Genomic DNA, 19,612 nt, shown 5'->3' on the forward strand with positions numbered 1-19,612 from the left:
GTCGGCTTTCCGGCCAGTCAGGCGCATCGTGAGCGAAGTATCCGAAATTCCGGCTTGCAAGCCTTGGTATGTGTACCTGGTGCGGGCCGCCAATGGTTCGTTGTACTGCGGCATCAGTGACGATCCGCAGCGGCGGTTCGTGGCGCATCAAAAGGGACAGGGCGCGCGGTATTTCAAGACCAGCCCGGCGCAAGCGTTGGTGTATGTCGAGCAGTGGCCGGACAAGGGCGAGGCTTTGCGCCAGGAGCGCCTGGTGAAGAAGCTGCGCAAATCGGCGAAGGAGGCGTTGGTCGCCTCCTATGCCGCGCCGTGATCAGTCCTTGCGACGCTTGAGCTGATCCACCAGCTGCGTCGGCAAACCCTTGATGATCAAGGTGCCCGCGGCCTCGTCATATTCCACCTTGTCCCCCAGCAGGTGAGCCTCGAAGCTGATCGACAGGCCCTCCGCGCGCCCGGTGAAACGGCGGAACTGATTGAGGGTGCGTTTGTCCGCAGGGATCTCTGGCGACAGCCCGTAGTCCTTGTTACGAATGTGGTCGTAGAAGGCCTTCGGGCGGTCCTCGTCAATCAGGCTGGACAGCTCTTCGAGGGTGACCGGTTCGCCAAGTTTGGTCTGAGTGGTGGCGTATTCGACCAGGGTCTGGGTCTTTTCGCGGGCGGCTTCCTCTGGCAAGTCTTCGCTTTCGACGAAATCGCTGAAGGCCTTGAGCAGGGTGCGGGTTTCGCCCGGCCCGTCGACGCCTTCCTGGCAGCCGATGAAGTCGCGGAAGTAGTCCGAGACCTTCTTGCCATTCTTGCCCTTTATGAACGAGATGTACTGCTTGGAGTTGTGGTTGTTCTTCCACTCCGAGAGGTTGATGCGCGCCGCCAGGTGCAACTGCCCAAGGTCCAGGTGCCGCGAAGGGGTCACATCCAGCTCGGCGTTCACCGCCACGCCTTCGCTGTGGTGCAGCAAGGCAATGGCCAGGTAGTCGGTCATGCCTTGCTGGTAATGGGCGAACAGAATGTGGCCGCCGGTGGAAAGGTTGGATTCTTCCATCAGCTTTTGCAGGTGTTCGACGGCAATGCGACTGAACGCGGTGAAATCTTTCTCGGCTTCAAGGTACTGCTTCAACCAGCCGCTCAGTGGGTAGGCCCCGGATTCGCCGTGGAAGAAGCCCCAGGCTTTTCCTTGCTTGGCGTTGTAGCTGTCGTTGAGGTCGGCCAGGAGGTTTTCAATGGCATCCGATGCCGCAAGCTCGGTGTCCCGTGCATGGAGCACGGCGGGGCTGCCATCGGGCTTCTTGTCGATCAGGTGAACGATGCAATGACGGATTGGCATGGAATTCTCGGTGAGTCTGGGGCGGCCAGGCGCCGCGCTGCAAAAGTCGTCCAGTTTAACCCAGACCACAGGTGGTGCAGTGGCCGGATGTTGGCAGAAATGCCGGTTGTTCGTTTTTTGTTCAATTTTGTGCGTTTTTGCCTAAAAGCCCCGAAAAACCTGCATAAAAACCAGGTGGGCTGCGGATATTTATCTATTCCTGTGGTAGCTTTGCGCGGTCTTGCGCACCTCGAGTGGCGCATTGCTGGCAGCGCGCTTGCACCGTGTCGAACCAAACGCCGATTTACGCATCTACATGCCGATTGGCGCGGCCCTCCAGACTTAGGGGCTGGCCCGATAACGTCGTAGAGCGCTGCATAACCACTGAATTTGATAGGGAAGGAACACCACCATGGCATTGACCAAAGACCAACTGATTGCCGACATCGCCGAAGCCATCGACGCGCCGAAGACCACTGCCCGTAACGCGCTGGAGCAACTGGGCCAGATCGTTGCCGACCAACTGGAAAACGGCGCTGAAATCACGCTGCCAGGCATTGGCAAGCTGAAAGTCTCCGAGCGTCCTGCCCGTACCGGCCGCAACCCTTCGACTGGCGCTGCCATCGAAATCGCTGCCAAGAAAGTCGTCAAGTTCGTTCCGGCCAAAGCCCTGAGCGACTCCATCAACAAGTAATCTGTTGACGGTGTGACGAAACCGCGCCCGGCTTGCCCGGGCGCGGTTTTTTTATGCGTGTGATTTGCGCCTGGCGTGCCATGCCTGGCGTGCGGCATCGTCATGGAAACTCCAGGCGACCATGCGGCTCTGTTTCTGACCTTGGCCCATTTCGACGATGCGTAGTGCCTTGGCCCCGGCCTTTTTCAGTGCCGCCTCGATGCCAGGCAGGTTGCTGGCCTTGGACACGAGGCTGGTGAACCACAGCACCTGATGCGCATATTCCACGCTTTCGCCGACCAGTTGGCTGACGAAGCGGATTTCGCCGCCTTCGCACCACAACTCGTTGTTCTGCCCGCCGAAGTTGAGCACTGGCAATTTGCGCTTGGGGTCCTGCTTGCCCAGATTCTTCCACTTACGCTGGCTGCCACGGGTGGCCTCCTCGCGTGAGGCATGGAAGGGCGGGTTGCACAGGGTCAGGTCGAAGCGTTCGTCCGCTTGCAGCAAGCCGGCGAGGATGTGCCTGGGGTTGTCCTGCTGGCGCAGGGCTATGCCTTTGCTCAGGCCATTGGCCTGAACGATGGCCTTGGCCGAGGCCAGTGCCACCGGGTCGATGTCCGACCCGAGGAAGCGCCAGCGGTAATCGCTGTGGCCGAGCAGGGGGTAGATGCAGTTGGCCCCCACGCCGATGTCCAGGGCGCGGATCTGGGCACCCTTGGGTACTTCGCCGGCGTTGTCCTCGGCCAGCAGGTCGGCGGCGACATGCAGGTAGTCGGCACGTCCAGGGATGGGCGGGCACAGGTAGTTGGTGGGGATGTCCCAGTGCTGAATGCCGTACTGCGCCTTGAGCAGCGCACGGTTGAATACCCGTACGGCTTCGGGGTTGGCGAAGTCGATACTGGGCTTGCCGTGGGGGTTGGTGATGGTGAAGCGGGCCAGGTCAGGGTGCGCCTTGATCAGGCTGGGGAAGTCGTAGCGGCCCTGATGGCGGTTACGCGGGTGCAGGGTGGGTTTCTGGGTCATGCTTGAATCCAAATGAGCATCGCTGGCCTGGGGGCCGCGGTGCGGCCCATTCGCGGCACAAGGCCGCTCCCACAGGATAGTAAGGTTGGCGATAGCACCCCTATCCTGTGGGAGCGGCCTTGTGCCGCGAACGAGGGCGAAGCCCTCGCCGGTCAGATCAGCAATATCAGGTTACAGCGCCGCAATCCGCGCATGCTGCTCGGTGAAGTTGGCCAGGGCCTGCTCGGACTCAGCCAGCTTGGCGCGCTCCTTCTCGATCACCGCAGGCGGTGCCTTGTCGACGAACGCTGCGTTGGACAGCTTGCCGCCGACGCGTTGCACTTCGCCTTGCAGTCGCTGGATTTCCTTGTTCAGGCGAGCCAGCTCGGCGTCCTTGTCGATCAGGCCGGCCATCGGCACCAGCACTTGCAGGTCGCCTACCAGGGCGGTGGCCGACAGGGGGGCCTCGTCGGCATCGCCAAGCACGGTGAACGATTCGACCTTGGCCAGTTTCTTGAGCAGGGCTTCGTTTTCCTGCAGGCGACGCTGGTCGTCGGCGTTGGCGTTCTTCAGGAACAGTGGCAGTGGCTTGCCTGGGCCGATGTTCATTTCGGCGCGGATGTTGCGCAGGCCCACCATCAGCTCTTTGAGCCATTCGATATCGCCTTCGGCGGCGGCGTCGATGCGGCTTTCGTTAGCGACCGGCCACGGCTGCAGCATGATGGTCTTGCCCTGGATGCCGGCCAGCGGCGCAATGCGCTGCCAGATCTCTTCGGTGATGAACGGCATGAACGGGTGAGCCAGGCGCAGCGCTACTTCCAGTACCCGCACCAGGGTACGACGGGTGCCGCGGGCGCGTTCGACCGGGGCGTTTTCATCCCACAGTACCGGCTTGGACAGTTCCAGGTACCAGTCGCAGTACTGGTTCCAGATGAACTCGTACAGGGCCTGGCTGGCCAGGTCGAAGCGGAACTGCTCGAGCTGGCGGGTCACTTCGGCTTCAGTGCGCTGCAACTGCGAGATGATCCAGCGGTCGGCCAGCGACAGTTCGTAGGCTTCGCCGTTCTGGCCACAGTCCTCGCCCTTGTCCAGCACGTACCGGGCAGCGTTCCAGATCTTGTTGCAGAAGTTGCGGTAGCCTTCGACGCGGCCCATGTCGAACTTGATGTCGCGGCCGGTGGAGGCCAGCGAGCAGAAGGTGAAGCGCAGCGCGTCGGTGCCGTAGCTGGCGATGCCCTCAGGGAACTCGGCCTTGGTCTGCTTGGCGATCTTCTCGGCAAGCTTAGGCTGCATCATGCCGCTGGTACGTTTCTCCAGCAGGGCATCCAGGGTGATGCCGTCGACGATGTCCAGCGGGTCGAGGACGTTGCCCTTGGACTTGGACATCTTCTGGCCCTGGCCGTCACGTACCAGGCCGTGCACATAGACGGTCTTGAACGGTACTTGCGGGGTGCCATCCTCGTTCTTGATCAGGTGCATGGTCAGCATGATCATCCGGGCAACCCAGAAGAAAATGATGTCAAAGCCCGTGACCAGCACATCGGTGGAGTGGAATTTCTTCAGGAACTCGGTCTGCTCCGGCCAGCCCAGGGTGGAGAAGGTCCACAGGCCCGAACTGAACCAGGTGTCGAGCACGTCGTCGTCCTGGCGCAGGGCAACGTCGGCGCCCAGGCCATGCTTGGCACGCACTTCTTCTTCGTTGCGCCCGACATAGACCTGGCCGGCCTCGTCGTACCATGCTGGGATGCGGTGGCCCCACCACAGCTGGCGGCTGATGCACCAGTCCTGGATATCGCGCATCCAGGAGAAGTACATGTTCTCGTACTGCTTGGGCACGAACTGGATACGGCCGTCTTCCACGGCAGCGATGGCAGGTTCTGCCAGGGGCTTGGTGGAAACGTACCACTGGTCGGTCAGCCACGGTTCGATGACCGTGCCGGAGCGGTCGCCCTTCGGTACTTTCAGCGCGTGGTCGTCGATGCTCACCAGCAGGCCCTGGGCGTCCAGGTCGGCAACAATCTGCTTGCGGGCGACGAAACGATCGAGGCCGGCGTACTGAGCTGGCAGGCTAGTATCGACCTGCTCGTTGACGCTGCCATCGAGGTTGAAGGCCTGGGCGGCGGACAGCACCAGGGCATTCTTGTCGAAGATGTTCAGCAGCGGCAGGTTGTGGCGCTTGCCGACTTCGTAGTCGTTGAAGTCGTGGGCCGGGGTGATCTTCACGCAGCCGGTGCCGAATTCCGGGTCGCAGTAATCATCGGCGATGATAGGGATGCGGCGACCGACCAGCGGCAGTTCGACGTATTTGCCGATCAGGGCCTGGTAGCGTTCGTCGTTCGGGTTGACCGCGACTGCAGCGTCACCCAGCAGGGTTTCCGGACGCGTGGTGGCAACCACCAGGTAGTCCTTGCCTTCGGCAGTCTTGGCGCCGTCGGCCAGCGGGTAGCGCAGGTTCCACAGGTGGCCTTTCTCGTCGTGGTTTTCCACCTCGAGGTCGGAGATTGCCGTGTGCAGCTTGGTGTCCCAGTTGACCAGGCGCTTGCCACGGTAGATCAGGCCGTCTTCATGCAGGCGCACGAAGGCTTCCTTGACCGCTTCGGACAGGCCGTCGTCCATGGTGAAGCGCTCACGGCTCCAGTCTACCGACGAGCCCAGGCGACGGATCTGGCGGCTGATGTTGCCTCCGGACTGCTCCTTCCACTCCCAGACCTTGTCCAGGAAGGCTTCGCGGCCGAGGTCGTGACGGTTCTGGCCCTTGGCCTCGAGCTGGCGCTCTACCAGCATCTGGGTGGCGATACCGGCGTGGTCGGTACCGGGCTGCCACAGGGTGTCGCGGCCCTGCATGCGACGGAAACGGATCAGGGCGTCCATGATCGCGTTGTTGAAACCGTGGCCCATGTGCAGGCTGCCCGTCACGTTCGGTGGCGGGATCATGATGGTGTAGGACTCACCTGCACCTTGTGGAGCGAAATAGTTCTCGGACTCCCAGGTGTTGTACCAGGAAGTTTCGATGGCGTGCGGCTGGTAGGTCTTATCCATGCGCGGCGGGACCCTGTGCATTTATTCGGGAAAGCCGGGAAGTATAACCAAGGTGGGGGCCGCAGGCGACAGCTGTACTTGTGTTGCCTGGGCTTGCGGCCGATGAGGCGGTGCCGAACTACTCGGAGCGCTTGATCAGACGCTCGATACGCGCATCGAGGCGGCGCTTGATCTCGGTCTCGATATGCGGGGTGAAATCATTGATCACGTCCTGCATGATCAACTGCGCCGCAGCGCGCAGCTCGGCCTCCAGGTGCAGCAAGGTGTCCTGGCGGCGGGTCTGCGGGTCATCCTCAGGCTCGGCTTTTACCGGCGCTGGCGCGGGCGTGGTGTTGCCGGCCGGGGTGTCGAGCAACAGGGGGATCTGTTCCACCGTTTCGGTCAGCAACGGTGGCTGCAGGTCGGCATCACCCAGCAGCTGGCGGATCGACTCAAGGTCGTCGAGCAGATGGGCGGAATCGGGTAAGGCGGAAGGCTTGTCCATCGTCGTTAAAGTCGCTGTAAGCGGTGGTCTTGCAGAGCATAGCCCTGTTCACGGTAGAAACGGAATCGCTCGCGTGCCGATTGGCGAATACCGGGCTCCTCGACAACGATCTCGGCAACCCGCTCGAACTGGCCGATGAACCCAGGCACATTGGCCCCCAGGTTGATCAGCAGGCCGCGGTGCTCGCCCGCCTTGTCGCCCAGGCCCAGGGCCACCGTGGCGTCGGCATGCGCCTCGGCCAGGTCGTGGGGCACGAAGGCTTCGCCCTTGAAGCGCCACAGGCGCAGGTCCAGCTCGTTGCGCTGCTCAGCGTCCTGGCAGTGCAGGTAGACCCGGTGGCCGAGGCGCCAGGCCTTTTCGCACAGCTTACAGGCGAAGTCCAACCGCGCCGACAGGGCGTCGGTGGGCAGAATGTAGAAATCGACTTTGCTCATGGTTCAGTCTGCCAGCCGGTGGTGCCAGGGCACCACCGGTTCACGGCATCAGGCGCCAGCGCGATCAAGCAGGTACTGCGTCAGCAGCGGGACTGGGCGGCCAGTGGCGCCCTTGTCCTTGCCACCGCTGATCCAGGCGGTACCGGCGATGTCCAGGTGCGCCCAGTTGTAGGCCTTGGCAAAGCGCGACAGGAAGCAGCCGGCCGTGATGGAGCCGGCTTTCGGGCCACCGATATTGCCCATGTCGGCGAACGGGCTGTCCAGTTGTTCCTGGTACTCGTCGAACAGCGGCAGCTGCCAGGCGCGGTCGTCGGCACGTTTGCCGGCGTCCAGCAGTTGGCTGACCAGCTCATCATTGTTGCCCATCAGGCCCGAGGTATGGCTGCCCAGGGCGACGATGCAGGCGCCGGTCAGGGTGGCGATGTCGATGACGGCCTGCGGCTTGAAACGCTCGGCGTAGGTCAGGGTGTCGCACAGCACCAGGCGGCCTTCGGCGTCGGTGTTGAGAATCTCGACCGTCTGGCCACTCATGGTGGTCACGATGTCGCCTGGGCGCGTGGCGCCGCCGCTTGGCATGTTTTCAGCGCAGGCCAGCAGGCACACCAGGTTGATCGGCAGTTGCAGTTCGAGCACTGCACGCAGGGTGCCGAACACACTGGCGGCGCCGCACATGTCGAACTTCATTTCGTCCATGCCGGCGCCAGGCTTCAGGCTGATGCCACCGGTGTCGAACGTGATGCCCTTGCCGACCAGCACGAAGGGTTTGTCGGCTTTCTTGGCACCCTGGTAATTGAGCACGATCAGGCGTGGCGGCTGGTCGCTGCCCTGGCCCACGGCATAGAACGCGCCCATGCCCAGGTCCTTGATTTTCTTCTCGTCCAGCACTTCGACCTTCAGGCCTTTATGGGCCTTGCCCAGGTCCTTGGCCTGTTCGGCGAGGAAGCTTGGGTGGCACAGGTTCGGTGGCAGGTTGCCCAGGTCGCGGGTGAAGGCCATGCCGGTGGCGATGGCGCTGGCGTGCTTGACGGCGCGCTCGACCTCGGCCAGGCCTGCCTTGTCAGCCAGAAGGGTGATCTTTTTCAGGGCACGGGGTTCGGCCTTCTGGCTCTTGAAACGGTCGAACACGTATTCGCCGTCGAGCAGGGTTTCGGCCAGCAGGCGATGCTTGCCGTAGTGGCCCTCGCGGTTGCTGACGGCGATGTCGTCCAGGGCCAGTACCGCGTCGCTGCCGTTGAGGCCTTTGAGTACCCCGGCCACGCTGTTGACCAGCTTGCGCCAGGCACGGTCACCCAGCGCTTCGTCTTTGCCACTGCCGACCAGCAGTACACGCTCTGCCTTCAGGCCAGGCAGGCTCTGCAGCAGCAGGGTCTGGCCCGGTTTGCCGGCCAGGTCGCCACGCTTGAGCACGGCGCTGATGGCACCTTCGGCGGCCTGGTCGACAGCTTTGGCAACGGCGCCAAGCTTGCGGCCTTCACCGACCGGTACGACCAGAGTGGCGGTTTTTACGGATGCAGCAGCTACGCTTTTTACAACCAGTTCCATGTCAGGGTCCCCGAATGGTCTTTGCAGTGGGCGCTGTAGTGTCTTCGCGCTCTGAACAGGCTTGGCCGCGTGGTCGCGTACCAGTGGAAAAGCTGCCAGTTTGAGCCTCTGACAACAGTGCTGACAACCCCGATGTGCGGCTTCATGCGCGGCCAAGTGACAGGCGCTGCCAATCACAGGATAATGCGCGCACTTTACAAGGAGGTTCGCCCTTGGCGAACCGGCATTGGTCTTGGCTGTCGTAAGCCTTTGTTTGGCAGTCCGCCCCTGACAACCCAGGAGTGTCTGGTTTGATCGTCTTTCGTTATCTCTCCCGCGAGGTCGTGCTGACCTTGAGCGCCGTCAGCGCCGTGCTGCTGGTGATCATCATGAGCGGGCGTTTCATCAAATACCTGGCCCAGGCGGCCCAGGGCATGCTCGACCCGGGCGTGCTGTTCCTGATCATGGGCTTCCGCTTGCCGGGTTTCCTGCAGCTGATCCTGCCTCTGGGGCTGTTCCTGGGCATTCTCCTGGCCTATGGACGGCTGTACCTGGAAAGCGAGATGACCGTGCTTTCGGCCACCGGCATGAGCCAGCAACGCCTGTTGGGCCTGACCATGGCACCGGCGGCGCTGGTAGCGCTGGTGGTTGCCTGGTTGAGCCTGAGCCTGGCCCCGCTGGGGGTCGCCCAGGTGCAGAAGATCATCGCCCAGCAGGATGCCCTGACCGAGTTCGATACCTTGGTCCCTGGCCGTTTCCAGACCCTGCGCGATGGCTCGCGTGTCACCTACACCGAGCAATTGTCCGATGACCGGGTCAAGCTCGACGGTGTGTTCATTTCCGAGAAGCGCTTCAACCAGGACAAGACCAAAGACCGTGCGCCATCGGTGCTGGTTGCCGAAAAAGGCCACCAGGAAGTGCAGGCCGATGGCAACCGCTACCTGGTGCTGGAAAACGGTTACCGTTATGACGGCAACCCGGGCCAGGCCGACTATCGCGCCATCAAGTACGACACTTATGGCGTGCTGCTGCCCAAGCCTGAGGTCAGCGAAGAGGTGACCGAGCGCGAAGCCATTCCGACCACGGACCTTATCGGCCACGACGGCCTGCGCGAGCGCGCCGAGTTGCAGTGGCGCATTTCGCTGCCGATCCTGGTGTTCATCGTGACCCTGCTGGCGGTGCCGCTGGCCAAGGTCAACCCGCGCCAGGGCCGCTTCCTCAAACTGCTGCCGGCGATTCTTCTGTACATGGCCTACCTGACGATGTTGATTTCCGTACGCGGCGCTCTGGAGAAAGGCAAATTGCCGATCGCCCTGGGCATGTGGTGGGTGCATGGCCTGTTCCTGCTGATCGGCCTGGCGCTGATGTACTGGGAGCCGCTGCGCCTCAAGCGTGCCGCTCGCCGTGCGGAGGTGGCCCGTGGCTAAACTCGACCGCTACATCGGCCAGAGCGTGCTGCTGGCCATTCTCGCTGTGCTGGGCATCATTCTTGGCCTGGCTTCCCTGTTCGCCTTCATCGACGAGATGAGCGACCTGAGCGATACCTATACGGTCATGGACGCGGGCTCCTACGTCCTGCTGACCGCGCCGCGCCGGCTTTACGACATGCTGCCGATGGCGGCGTTGATCGGCTGTCTGATTGGCCTGGGCAGCCTGGCCAGCAGCAGCGAACTGACCATCATGCGCGCCGCCGGGGTGTCCATTGGGCGCATCGTCTGGGCCGTGATGAAGCCGATGCTGATCCTGATGCTGGTTGGCTTGCTGATCGGTGAGTACGTGGCACCTGTCAGCGAGAACAAGGCCCAGGCCGACCGCTCGCTGGCCCAGGGCGGTGGCGAGGCGCAGAGCTCCAAGCGCGGCATGTGGCACCGTCAGGGCGAAGAGTTCGTGCATATCAACTCGGTACAGCCCAATGGCCTGCTGCTGGGTGTGACCCGCTACCGCTTCGACAACGAGCGCAAGATCATGACCTCCAGCTTCGCTCGCCGGGCGCGCTACGAGAATGATCGCTGGGTGCTCAGCGATGTCAGCACCACCTACTTCCGTGGCGATCACACCGAGGTTGTCAAGGTCCCGGAAGAGGTGTGGGATGTTTCGGTAACGCCACAACTGCTCAACACTGTGGTACTGCCGCCTGAGTCGCTGTCGATCACCGGTTTGTGGGATTACATCCACTACCTGGCCGACCAGGGCCTGAACAACGCCCGCTACTGGCTGGCGTTCTGGACCAAGGTGCTGCAGCCGGCAGTGACAGCGGCCTTGGTGCTGATGGCGATTTCCTTCATCTTCGGCCCGCTGCGGTCGGTGACTCTGGGCCAGCGCGTGTTTACCGGTGTCCTGGTAGGCTTCGTGTTCCGTATTGCCGGCGAGTTGCTCGGCCCTTCGAGCCAGGTATTTGGCTTCCCGCCACTACTGGCCGTGGTGATACCGGTAGGGGTATGTACCATCGCTGGGTTCTGGTTGTTACGCCGGGCGGGATGATGGCCTGACCGGTACAAGAAAGCCGACCTTGGGGTCGGCTTTTTTGTGGGGCTCATTTCTTCTGCTTCGGCACCCGTACCAGCTGGGTTTCCGAATAGATGTCATGCCAGCTGCGCTTGCGTTTGTCGATCAATGACCAGAAGAACCCCAGCCCCAGGCACAGCCACGAGGCAATCGACACGACAAAGCGCAGCAACGCCTGCCACAGGCTGATTGCGCTGCCATCGGCATTCTGTACGCGTACGCCCCACACCTGCATGCCCAGGGTTTGCCCGCCATGGGTCCAGAACTTGGCAAAGAAGCCGAACAGCGCAAACAACAGGACCGTCGACAACAGTGGATCGCCGTCCAGCGCGCCGGCGTCGGTCAATTCACGCATGCGCGCCTCGCCGATGATCGTCATCTGGATCATCTTGTAGGCGCCTGCGGTCACGATCAGCAGTGCCGTGCACAACAAAAAGTCGTAAAACATCGCCGCCAGGCGCCGACCCAGGCCGACAGGTGGGAAATCTCCCTGGGGGGAGAGCAGAGGCTTGGACATGCAGAACGGCTCCGAATGACGAAGCCGCTATTCTACGGGCAAAAAAAAGCCCCTGCACTGGGCAGGGGCTTTTCTTCGACGTCGGCGCCGGCTTAGCCGAGGACCTGAACCTTGTCAGCCTGCAGGCCTTTCTGGCCCTGGACTGCTTCGAAGGAGACCTTCTGGCCTTCTTTCAGGCTCTTGAAGCCGTTACCTTCGATAGCACGGAAGTGCACGAACAGATCAGCACCGCTTTCTGGGGTGATGAAGCCGTAACCTTTCTCGTCATTGAACCACTTGACGGTACCGTTCTGACGCTCAGCCATTGTCTTATTTCCTATGAAGCTTAAATTTTGATGACAGTTTCTATCACACTAATAAAGTGTGAAAGATTACTGGGCTGGGTTGCAGGAAAGTAAGAGACGTCGAACGGGTTGTAGCAGATTGCGGCTACTGGCCCAGGTCACGAACTGTTGCGACCCATGCAAACACAGTGCAGTGACTCTACGCCAACTCTCGAGAAAAAAACAAGCCCTTGGTCGTATGGAAAATCGGGCTTTTGCCGTTTACCGACATATTTGTCGGAAACGGCATGGTGCCTGGGCTGGCGCTATGTTCAAAAGCTATTGGGCAGGTTCGAAAACGAATATGTCTAGCCTGCCTGGATACCTCAGATGATACGTTCAACCGCGATAGTAACGTGGTGGAACAAAAGGCATTTTGCTGACTTTCAGGGCAACCTTCTTGCTCCGTACCAAGGCAAACAGTGGCGTTTCGAGTGCGCCATGTTCGATATCGACATAACCCATTGCAACGGGGGCACCGAGTGTCGGACCAAAGCCACCGCTGCACACTTTGCCTACCACTTTGTCAGCAGCGTCGACTATCTCTGCCCCTTCGCGAACTGGCGTCCGCTCTTGTGGCAACAGACCCACCCGCTTGCGTGCCACCCCCGCTTGCTGCTGGGCAAACACCACCGCGGCACCGGGGAAGCCGCCTGCACGGGTACCATCGGCGCGGCGCACCTTCGAGACGGCCCAGAGCAGGCTGGCTTCGACCGGTGTGGTGGTGGTATCCATATCGTGGCCATACAGGCACAGGCCCGCTTCCAGGCGCAATGAGTCGCGCGCGCCCAGGCCGATCGGCTGCACTTCGGGTTCGGCCAGCAGCCGGCGAGCCAGGGCTTCAGCGGCGCCGGCCGGTACCGAAATTTCATAGCCATCTTCGCCGGTGTAGCCCGATCGGCTGACGAAGCAGTCCTCGCCAAGCAAGCTGACCGGGCGCAGCTGCATGAACGTCATGGCGGCCACTTCCGGTGCCAAGCGCTGCAGTACCTTGACCGCCGCTGGGCCTTGCAGGGCGAGCAAGGCGCGTTCGGCGAACAGGGGCTGGATCTGGCAGCGGTCAGCGAGGTGTTCTTGCAGGTGCGCCAGGTCCTGCTCCTTACAGGCAGCGTTGACCACCAGGAACAGCGTGTCGTCACCCAGGTTGGCGACCATCAGGTCGTCGAGGATACCGCCTTGCTCGTTGGTGAACATGGCGTAGCGCTGCATGCCTACCGGCAGGTCAATGATATCCACTGGCACCAGGCTTTCCAGGGCCTGGGCCGCCTCTTTGCCGCGCAGCATGATCTGGCCCATGTGCGAGACATCGAACAACCCTGCCTGCTCACGGGTGTGCAAGTGCTCCTTGAGCACGCCCAGCGGGTACTGCACCGGCATGTCGAAGCCGGCGAATGGCACCATGCGAGCGCCCAGCTCCAGGTGCAGGGCGTGCAGCGGGGTCTTGTGCAGTGTTTCGGACATCGATGACTCCTTGGTTTTTTATCGGGTCAACATTCGATGATGTTGACGGCCAGACCGCCGCGGGCGGTCTCCTTGTATTTGCTTTTCATGTCGGCGCCGGTCTGGCGCATGGTGCGGATGACCTTATCGAGCGAGACGTAGTGCTGCCCGTCGCCGCGCAGGGCCATGCGCACCGCATTGATGGCCTTCACCGAGCCCATGGCGTTGCGCTCGATGCAAGGCACCTGGACCAGCCCGCCTATCGGGTCGCAGGTCAGGCCAAGGTTGTGTTCCATGCCGATCTCGGCGGCGTTTTCAACCTGTTGCACGCTGCCACCCATCACTTCGCACAAGGCGCCCGCCGCCATCGAGCAGGCCACACCCACCTCGCCCTGGCAGCCCACTTCGGCCCCGGAGATCGAAGCGTTTTCCTTGTACAAGATGCCGATGGCGGCGGCGGTGAGCAAAAAGCGCACCACGCCGTCTTCGCTGGCACCGGGGACGAAGCGCATGTAGTAGTGCAGCACCGCCGGGACGATGCCCGCCGCGCCGTTGGTCGGTGCGGTGACCACGCGCCCGCCGTAGGCGTTTTCCTCGTTCACTGCCAGCGCGTAGAGGTTGACCCAGTCGAGCACCGACAGCGCATCGCGCAGGTTGGCCTCCGGGTGCTGACTGAGCTGGCGGTAGAGCGCCGGTGCGCGGCGCTTGACCTTGAGGCCGCCTGGCAGGATGCCCTCATGCCGGTAGCCGGCCTCGACGCAGTCCTGCATCACCTGCCAGATTCGCAGCAGGCCGGCACGGGTCTAGGCCTCGGGGCGCCACACCGCTTCGTTGGCCAGCATCACCTGGCTGACCGACAAGCGCTGTGCGGTGCAATGCCCGAGCAGTTCCTTGGCGGTTTTGAAGGGATAGGGCAGCACCGTGCTGTCCTCGACGATACGGTCGTGACCGGCGGCGTCTTCATCGACCACAAAGCCGCCGCCTACCGAGTAGTACTCGCGGCTACGGATCTGCAAGCCGGCTGCGTCGAAGGCACGAAAAATCATGCCGTTGGGATGATAAGCCAGCGGCTTGCGGATCATCGCCAGATGCTGCTTTTCGGTGAAGGCAATATCGTATTCGCCGAGCAGGCGCAGGTGGCCGCTGTCGCGGATCGCCTGCAGGCGGGCGGGGATGGATTCGGTGTCGACAGTATCGGGGTGCTCGCCTTCAAGGCCGAGCAATACCGCCTTGTCGCTGCCGTGGCCTTTGCCGGTTGCACCGAGCGAGCCATACAGCTCGGCCTTGATGCTTGCGGTGCTGGCCAGCAGGCCGTCGCGGCGCAGCCCTTCAGCAAAGCGTGCGGCAGCGCGCATCGGGCCGACCGTGTGGGAACTGGAGGGGCCGATGCCGATCTTGAACAGGTCGAAGACGCTCAGGGACATGGTGGTTCCTCCAGGTAGGTCGTGCAGACAGCATTGGCCCCTGTGGGCGCGGGACAAGCCCGCTCCACAAGGGGAGTCCGCCTCAAACGTCCTGATAGCTTTCGATCGACGGGCAGGCGCAGACCAGGTTGCGGTCACCGAACACGTTGTCGACCCGCCCGACCGGCGGCCAGTACTTGCCCTCCACCAGGCTCGGCAGTGGGTACACCGCCTGCTCACGGCTATAACCATGGGCCCAGTCGCCCACCAGCTCGGCCGCCGTGTGCGGGGCGTTTTTCAGCGGGTTGTCATCCTTGTCCAGGCTACCGTTCTCCACGGCGCGAATCTCTTCGCGGATCTGGATCATTGCGTTGCAGAAGCGGTCCAGTTCTTCTTTGGACTCGCTTTCGGTCGGTTCGATCATCAGCGTGCCCGCCACAGGGAAGGACATGGTCGGGGCATGGAAGCCAAAGTCGATCAGGCGCTTGGCCACGTCGTCGACACTGATGCCGCTAGTGTCCTTGAGCGGGCGCAGGTCGAGAATGCACTCGTGTGCCACCAGGCCATTGCCACCGGTGTACAGAACAGGATAGTGCTCTTCCAGGCGCCGGGCGATGTAGTTGGCATTGAGGATCGCCATTTGCGAGGCGCGCTTGAGGCCCGCACCGCCCATCATGCGGATGTACATCCAGGTAATGGGCAGGATGCTGGCGCTGCCGAACGGCGCCGCGCACACGGCACCTTCGTGGTTTTCCAGCTGTGCATGGCCTGGCAGGAATGGCGCCAGGTGCGCTTTCACGCCAATCGGGCCGACGCCCGGGCCGCCACCGCCGTGTGGAATACAGAACGTCTTGTGCAGGTTCAAGTGCGAGACATCGCCGCCGAACTTGCCGGGGGCGCACAGGCCGACCATGGCATTCATGTTGGCGCCGTCGATGTACACCTGGCCGCCATTGTCGTGAATGATCGCGCAGATCTCGCCGATCGCCTCCTCGAACACGCCGTGGGTCGATGGGTAGGTGATCATGATCGCGGCCAGGCGCTCCCGGTGCTCGATGGCCTTGGCACGCAGGTCATCGACATCGACGTTGCCACGGGCGTCACAGGCGGTGACAACCACGCGCATACCGGCCATGTGCGCGGTAGCGGGGTTGGTACCGTGGGCTGAAGACGGGATCAGGCAGATATCACGATGGCTTTCGCCGCGGCTGCGGTGGTAAGCGCGGATGGCCAGCAGGCCGGCGTACTCGCCTTGGGAGCCGGCATTGGGTTGCAGCGACACGGCGTCGTAGCCAGTGGCGGCGCACAACATGGCTTCCAGTTCGCGTGTCAGTTGCTGGTAGCCCTGACTCTGCTCGGCGGGGGCGAACGGGTGCAGGTTGCCGAACTCGGCCCAGGTCACCGGGATCATTTCGCTGGCGGCGTTGAGCTTCATGGTGCACGAACCCAGCGGGATCATGCTGCGGTCCAGCGCCAGGTCCTTGTCGGCCAGGCGGCGTAGGTAACGCATCAGTTCGGTTTCGCTGTGGTATCGGTTGAACACCGGGTGTTCGAGGATGGCCGACTGGCGCAGCAGCGCGACCGGCAGGCGCGAGCCGGTGCTGGCGGCCAGGGCGGCGAAGTCAGGGTGTGCCTGCTGGCCAGCGAACACCTGCCACAAGGCTTCTACATCGGCCTGGGTGGTCGTTTCGTCGAGCGACAGCCCCAGCGTGTCGCTGTCGATCTGGCGCAGATTGATGCGTTGCTCACGGGCCTTGGCGTGCAGGCTTGCGGTTGCGCTGCCCGTGGCCAGGGTCAGGGTATCGAAGGCGGTTTCGCCCAGCACATCGATGCCCAGGGTTTTCAGGCCGGCGGCAAGGATCGCGGTCAGCGCGTGGGTGCGCTGGGCAATGCGCTTGAGGCCTTGCGGGCCGTGGTACACGGCGAACATGCTGGCGATGTTGGCTAGCAGTACCTGGGCGGTGCAGATGTTGCTGGTGGCCTTCTCGCGACGGATGTGCTGCTCGCGGGTCTGCATGGCCAGGCGCAGTGCGGTCTTGCCGAAGCGGTCGATCGACACGCCGACCAGGCGGCCCGGCATGTCACGCTTGAAGGCATCGCGGGTGGCGAAGTAGGCCGCGTGGGGGCCTCCGAAACCAAGCGGTACACCGAAGCGCTGGGCGCTGCCAATGGCCACGTCGGCGTCGAATTCGCCCGGCGGGGTCAGCAGCGTCAGGGCCAGCAGGTCGGCGGCCACGGCCACCAGGGCATTGGCGGCATGGAAGCGCTGCACCAGTTCGCGGTAGTCGAACACTTCACCCTTACTGGCCGGGTATTGCAGCAGGGCACCGAAGAAGGTGCTGACATCGTTCAGCTCGCGCTCGTCACCCACCACGATCTCGATGCCCAGCGGTTCGGCACGGGTCCGCAGCACGTCGAGGGTCTGCGGATGGCAGTGCACGGAGGCAAAGAAGGCATGGCTGGCCTTGTTCTTTGACAGGCGCTTGCAGAAGGTCATGGCTTCGGCGGCGGCAGTCGCTTCGTCGAGCAAGGATGCGTTGGCGATCGGCAGGCCAGTCAGGTCGCTGATCAGGGTCTGGAAGTTCAGCAGGGCCTCCAGGCGGCCTTGAGAGATTTCAGGCTGGTAAGGCGTGTAGGCAGTGTACCAGGCAGGGTTTTCCAGCAGATTGCGCAGGATCGGTGCCGGGGTGTGGGTGTTGTAGTAGCCCTGGCCGATGTAGTTCTTGAACAGCTGGTTCTTGCCAGCGATGGCTTTCAGCGCAGCGAGGGCATCGGCCTCGCTCTGGCCGTCTGCCGAGCCCAGTACGCTAGTGCCTTTGATGGTATCGGGGATGACAGCGGCGGTCATGGCTTCCAGCGAGTCGAAGCCGAGGGTCGCCAGCATGGCCTGCTCGTCAGCGGTGCGAGGGCCGATGTGGCGGGCGATGAATTCGTTGGCGGTGCCGAGGTTGATGGTCATGGCAGGCGTCCTCAGGCGTCGTCGTTGGCTTTGATCAGGCGGTCGTAGGCGTCCTGGTCGAGCAGGGCGGCCACTTCGTTCATGTCTGCGGGGATGAAGCGGAAGAACCAGCCCTCGCCCAGTGGATCTTCGTTGACCCGTTCGGGGCTTTGATCAAGCTGGTCATTCACTGCAACCACTTCGCCGGCCAGCGGCATGTAGACACCGCTGGCGGCCTTGACCGATTCGACGGTGGAGGCTTCGGCACCTTTGTCGTACTGCTGCAGCTCTGGCAGTTGCACGTAGACCACGTCACCCAAGGCATTCTGAGCGTAGGCAGTGATGCCTACGGTGACACTGCCGTCGGCCTCGACGCGCAGCCATTCGTGATCTTCGGTGAAACGCAACTCGCTCATGGGGAATCCTCGGGAAGCAGGGCGTTGGGCGCGGTATGGCCGCGCTCTTGGTTAAGGATTCCATAGCAATAATGCGGCCATTAAATAAAAGTCATTAAATATCAATAACTTAAATAATTTAACCGATGTTGTTTTCGCTTTTTTGGAATGAAAACGCTACAGAGGAGGGCGGAAAGAAAAGGTTCGGAGGATCAAACCCTTGCGCAGAACGCGCCAAGTGGCTTTGTATTGAATTCGATACGATGTACGGATATCGCTACGGACAGGGCGGCCGGGCCCATGCGCGGGTTACGCCGCGAAAGGGCCCGATTTTTTACAGCGCTGTAAAGAACGGCAGCGTGAGGTACAGCTTGATCACGATGACATTGATGATGTCGATGAAGAATGCGCCCACCATCGGTACTACCAGAAATGCAATCTGCGAAGACCCGAAGCGCTGGGTGATGGCTTGCATGTTGGCAATGGCCGTTGGCGTTGCGCCCAGGCCAAAACCGCAGTGTCCGGCGGCCAGTACGGCGGCATCGTAGTTGCTGCCCATGAGTCTGAACGTCACGAACATTGCAAACAGTGCCATGACCAACGTTTGTACAGCCAAAAGAGTGAAGAAGGGTAACGCCAGGGCCGCCAGGTCCCACAGTTTCAGGGACATCAGTGCGATTGCCAGAAACAGCGACAAGCTGACATTGCCCAGCACGGACACTTCGCGCTCGAATACCTGATACAGGCCAAATACAGAAAGCCCGTTGCGCAGCAGCACGCCCACGAACAAGACGCAAACGAATGTCGGTAACTCAAATGCCGTCTCGTGGAGCAGGCCGTTCAACAGGGTGCCGCCCATCAAACTGACCGCGATCAGAGCAAGGGTTTCGATCATTGAGAAGGGCGTGATCAGCCGCTCTTCGTTTGGCTGTTCGAAGCCCTTTGGCAAGTGTGAAATACCCTGATCAAGGCCCGGCGTTTCAACACGGTTGATGAGTAGGCGTGCAACCGGCCCGCCAATCAGCCCGCCCAGCACCAAGCCAAACGTCGCCGCTGCCAATGCCAGTTCCGTTGCCGACGCCAAACCGTACTTTTCGCTGAACGTCGCTCCCCACGCCGCGCCGGTGCCGTGGCCGCCCGACAGGGATATCGAACCGGACAACAGGCCCATCAGCGGATCAAGCCCCAGTGCCTTTGCCAGCCCGATGCCCATTGCATTCTGGACCACCAGCAGCCCAGTGACCGCCAGCAGGAAAATACCGACAACCCGGCCGCCTTTTTTCAGGCTGGCAATGTCGGCACTCAGACCGATGGTGGCAAAAAACGCCAACATCAAGGGTGTTTGCAGTGAGGTATCGAACTGCACATGCACGTCGACGGTGCGTAAGCCCAACAGCAGCAGCGCCACGAGCAGGCCGCCTGCTACCGGTTCGGGAATATTGTAAGTGCGCAGGAAACCGACGCGGGTGACAAGACCGCGCCCTAGCAAAAGTACCAGGGAAGCGGCCACGAGCGTGCCGTAAAAATCGAGTTGAAGCATTCAGAGTACTCTTGGTTCCGTGAGGGGCGAACATTGCTTGGAGGCGCCTTTTGGGCCGAGTGTATGTGCAATGTCATCCTTTAACGGGTAGGGAAATT

The 19,612-nt window shown here is 62.0% G+C and carries 16 protein-coding genes and 1 pseudogene; 4 read left to right on the forward strand and 13 right to left on the reverse strand.

Annotated elements, in window-relative coordinates:
• Window positions 1–28: 28 nt before the first annotated feature.
• A complete protein-coding gene (locus L6D80_RS06515; protein WP_176513053.1) occupies window positions 29–313 on the forward strand; it encodes a GIY-YIG nuclease family protein in 285 nt (94 codons plus the stop codon).
• Here the strand turns inward: L6D80_RS06515 and yejK are convergent, their stop codons facing one another.
• Window positions 314–1,321 carry a nucleoid-associated protein YejK gene (gene yejK, locus L6D80_RS06520; protein ID WP_176513055.1) on the reverse strand — a complete coding sequence of 336 codons (1,008 nt, stop codon included), beginning with the start codon at window positions 1,319–1,321 and terminating at the stop codon, window positions 314–316.
• Between the two features lie 391 nt (window positions 1,322–1,712).
• Between yejK and L6D80_RS06525 the strand changes: the two genes are divergently transcribed.
• Window positions 1,713–1,994, forward strand: coding sequence for an HU family DNA-binding protein (locus L6D80_RS06525; protein ID WP_008098055.1), 282 nt, complete (start codon window positions 1,713–1,715; stop codon window positions 1,992–1,994).
• 51 nt (window positions 1,995–2,045) lie between these two features.
• Here L6D80_RS06525 and rlmF read toward each other — a convergent pair whose 3' ends face one another.
• The 5 genes from rlmF to L6D80_RS06550 all read right to left on the reverse strand — a co-directional run bounded on the left by rlmF (window position 2,046) and on the right by L6D80_RS06550 (window position 8,474).
• Entirely contained in the window at window positions 2,046–2,996 is a 951-nt protein-coding gene (gene rlmF, locus L6D80_RS06530) for a 23S rRNA (adenine(1618)-N(6))-methyltransferase RlmF (protein WP_176513057.1), read from the reverse strand.
• Between the two features lie 171 nt (window positions 2,997–3,167).
• Window positions 3,168–6,014 carry a valine--tRNA ligase gene (locus tag L6D80_RS06535; protein ID WP_176513059.1) on the reverse strand — a complete coding sequence of 949 codons (2,847 nt, stop codon included), beginning with the start codon at window positions 6,012–6,014 and terminating at the stop codon, window positions 3,168–3,170.
• 118 nt (window positions 6,015–6,132) lie between these two features.
• Window positions 6,133–6,498: a DNA polymerase III subunit chi gene (locus L6D80_RS06540; protein WP_176513061.1), complete on the reverse strand. Its 366-nt coding sequence runs from the start codon at window positions 6,496–6,498 to the stop codon at window positions 6,133–6,135.
• A 5-nt stretch (window positions 6,499–6,503) separates the two neighbouring features.
• Window positions 6,504–6,932, reverse strand: a complete 429-nt coding sequence (locus L6D80_RS06545) for a DNA polymerase III subunit chi (protein ID WP_176513063.1) — start codon at window positions 6,930–6,932, stop codon at window positions 6,504–6,506.
• Window positions 6,933–6,980: 48 nt separating this feature from the next.
• Window positions 6,981–8,474, reverse strand: coding sequence for a leucyl aminopeptidase (locus L6D80_RS06550; RefSeq protein WP_054901014.1), 1,494 nt, complete (start codon window positions 8,472–8,474; stop codon window positions 6,981–6,983).
• 290 nt (window positions 8,475–8,764) lie between these two features.
• On the opposite strand from L6D80_RS06550, the gene lptF reads away from it, so the two are divergent.
• Both lptF and lptG read left to right on the forward strand, forming a co-directional pair.
• Window positions 8,765–9,880, forward strand: a complete 1,116-nt coding sequence (gene lptF / locus L6D80_RS06555) for an LPS export ABC transporter permease LptF (RefSeq protein WP_054901013.1) — start codon at window positions 8,765–8,767, stop codon at window positions 9,878–9,880.
• The gene (gene lptG, locus L6D80_RS06560) at window positions 9,873–10,934 is read left to right on the forward strand and encodes an LPS export ABC transporter permease LptG (protein WP_054901012.1); all 1,062 of its coding nucleotides are present in this window, start codon (window positions 9,873–9,875) and stop codon (window positions 10,932–10,934) included. Before lptF ends, lptG begins: the two co-directional genes overlap by 8 nt.
• Window positions 10,935–10,986: 52 nt before the next feature.
• Here lptG and L6D80_RS06565 read toward each other — a convergent pair whose 3' ends face one another.
• The 7 genes and pseudogenes from L6D80_RS06565 to gltS form a co-directional block, all read right to left on the reverse strand.
• On the reverse strand, window positions 10,987–11,475 hold the full coding sequence (locus L6D80_RS06565; protein ID WP_054901011.1) for an RDD family protein: 489 nt from the start codon (window positions 11,473–11,475) through the stop codon (window positions 10,987–10,989).
• 92 nt (window positions 11,476–11,567) lie between these two features.
• On the reverse strand, window positions 11,568–11,780 hold the full coding sequence (locus L6D80_RS06570; RefSeq protein ID WP_028631500.1) for a cold-shock protein: 213 nt from the start codon (window positions 11,778–11,780) through the stop codon (window positions 11,568–11,570).
• Window positions 11,781–12,137: 357 nt separating this feature from the next.
• Window positions 12,138–13,259, reverse strand: a complete 1,122-nt coding sequence (gene gcvT / locus L6D80_RS06575; protein ID WP_176513065.1) for a glycine cleavage system aminomethyltransferase GcvT — start codon at window positions 13,257–13,259, stop codon at window positions 12,138–12,140.
• A gap of 26 nt (window positions 13,260–13,285) precedes the next feature.
• Window positions 13,286–14,662: pseudogene (locus tag L6D80_RS06580) on the reverse strand (L-serine ammonia-lyase).
• A gap of 82 nt (window positions 14,663–14,744) precedes the next feature.
• Complete coding sequence (gene gcvP / locus L6D80_RS06585) at window positions 14,745–17,600, reverse strand: aminomethyl-transferring glycine dehydrogenase (RefSeq protein ID WP_054901008.1); 2,856 nt, start codon at window positions 17,598–17,600, stop codon at window positions 14,745–14,747.
• 11 nt (window positions 17,601–17,611) lie between these two features.
• Window positions 17,612–17,995 (reverse strand): glycine cleavage system protein GcvH, encoded by a 384-nt coding sequence (gene gcvH, locus L6D80_RS06590; protein WP_054901007.1) that lies wholly within the window; start codon window positions 17,993–17,995, stop codon window positions 17,612–17,614.
• Between the two features lie 313 nt (window positions 17,996–18,308).
• Entirely contained in the window at window positions 18,309–19,514 is a 1,206-nt protein-coding gene (gene gltS / locus L6D80_RS06595; RefSeq protein ID WP_176513067.1) for a sodium/glutamate symporter, read from the reverse strand.
• Window positions 19,515–19,612: the final 98 nt, after the last annotated feature.

Origin of the sequence: Pseudomonas ceruminis (genome assembly GCF_021602025.1) — a bacterium.
Taxonomy (GTDB): Bacteria; Pseudomonadota; Gammaproteobacteria; order Pseudomonadales; family Pseudomonadaceae; genus Aquipseudomonas; species Aquipseudomonas ceruminis.

Bases quoted from the DNA above. Each gene is read 5' to 3' on its own strand.
- yejK (WP_176513055.1), bottom strand. From the start codon at position 1,321: ATGCCAATCCGTCATTGCATCGTTCACCTGATCGACAAGAAGCCCGAT.
- L6D80_RS06525 (WP_008098055.1), top strand. From the start codon at position 1,713: ATGGCATTGACCAAAGACCAACTGATTGCCGACATCGCCGAAGCCATC.
- rlmF (WP_176513057.1), bottom strand. From the start codon at position 2,996: ATGACCCAGAAACCCACCCTGCACCCGCGTAACCGCCATCAGGGCCGC.
- L6D80_RS06535 (WP_176513059.1), bottom strand. From the start codon at position 6,014: ATGGATAAGACCTACCAGCCGCACGCCATCGAAACTTCCTGGTACAAC.
- L6D80_RS06540 (WP_176513061.1), bottom strand. From the start codon at position 6,498: ATGGACAAGCCTTCCGCCTTACCCGATTCCGCCCATCTGCTCGACGAC.
- L6D80_RS06545 (WP_176513063.1), bottom strand. From the start codon at position 6,932: ATGAGCAAAGTCGATTTCTACATTCTGCCCACCGACGCCCTGTCGGCG.
- L6D80_RS06550 (WP_054901014.1), bottom strand. From the start codon at position 8,474: ATGGAACTGGTTGTAAAAAGCGTAGCTGCTGCATCCGTAAAAACCGCC.
- L6D80_RS06565 (WP_054901011.1), bottom strand. From the start codon at position 11,475: ATGTCCAAGCCTCTGCTCTCCCCCCAGGGAGATTTCCCACCTGTCGGC.
- L6D80_RS06570 (WP_028631500.1), bottom strand. From the start codon at position 11,780: ATGGCTGAGCGTCAGAACGGTACCGTCAAGTGGTTCAATGACGAGAAA.
- gcvT (WP_176513065.1), bottom strand. From the start codon at position 13,259: ATGTCCGAAACACTGCACAAGACCCCGCTGCACGCCCTGCACCTGGAG.
- gcvP (WP_054901008.1), bottom strand. From the start codon at position 17,600: ATGACCATCAACCTCGGCACCGCCAACGAATTCATCGCCCGCCACATC.
- gcvH (WP_054901007.1), bottom strand. From the start codon at position 17,995: ATGAGCGAGTTGCGTTTCACCGAAGATCACGAATGGCTGCGCGTCGAG.
- gltS (WP_176513067.1), bottom strand. From the start codon at position 19,514: ATGCTTCAACTCGATTTTTACGGCACGCTCGTGGCCGCTTCCCTGGTA.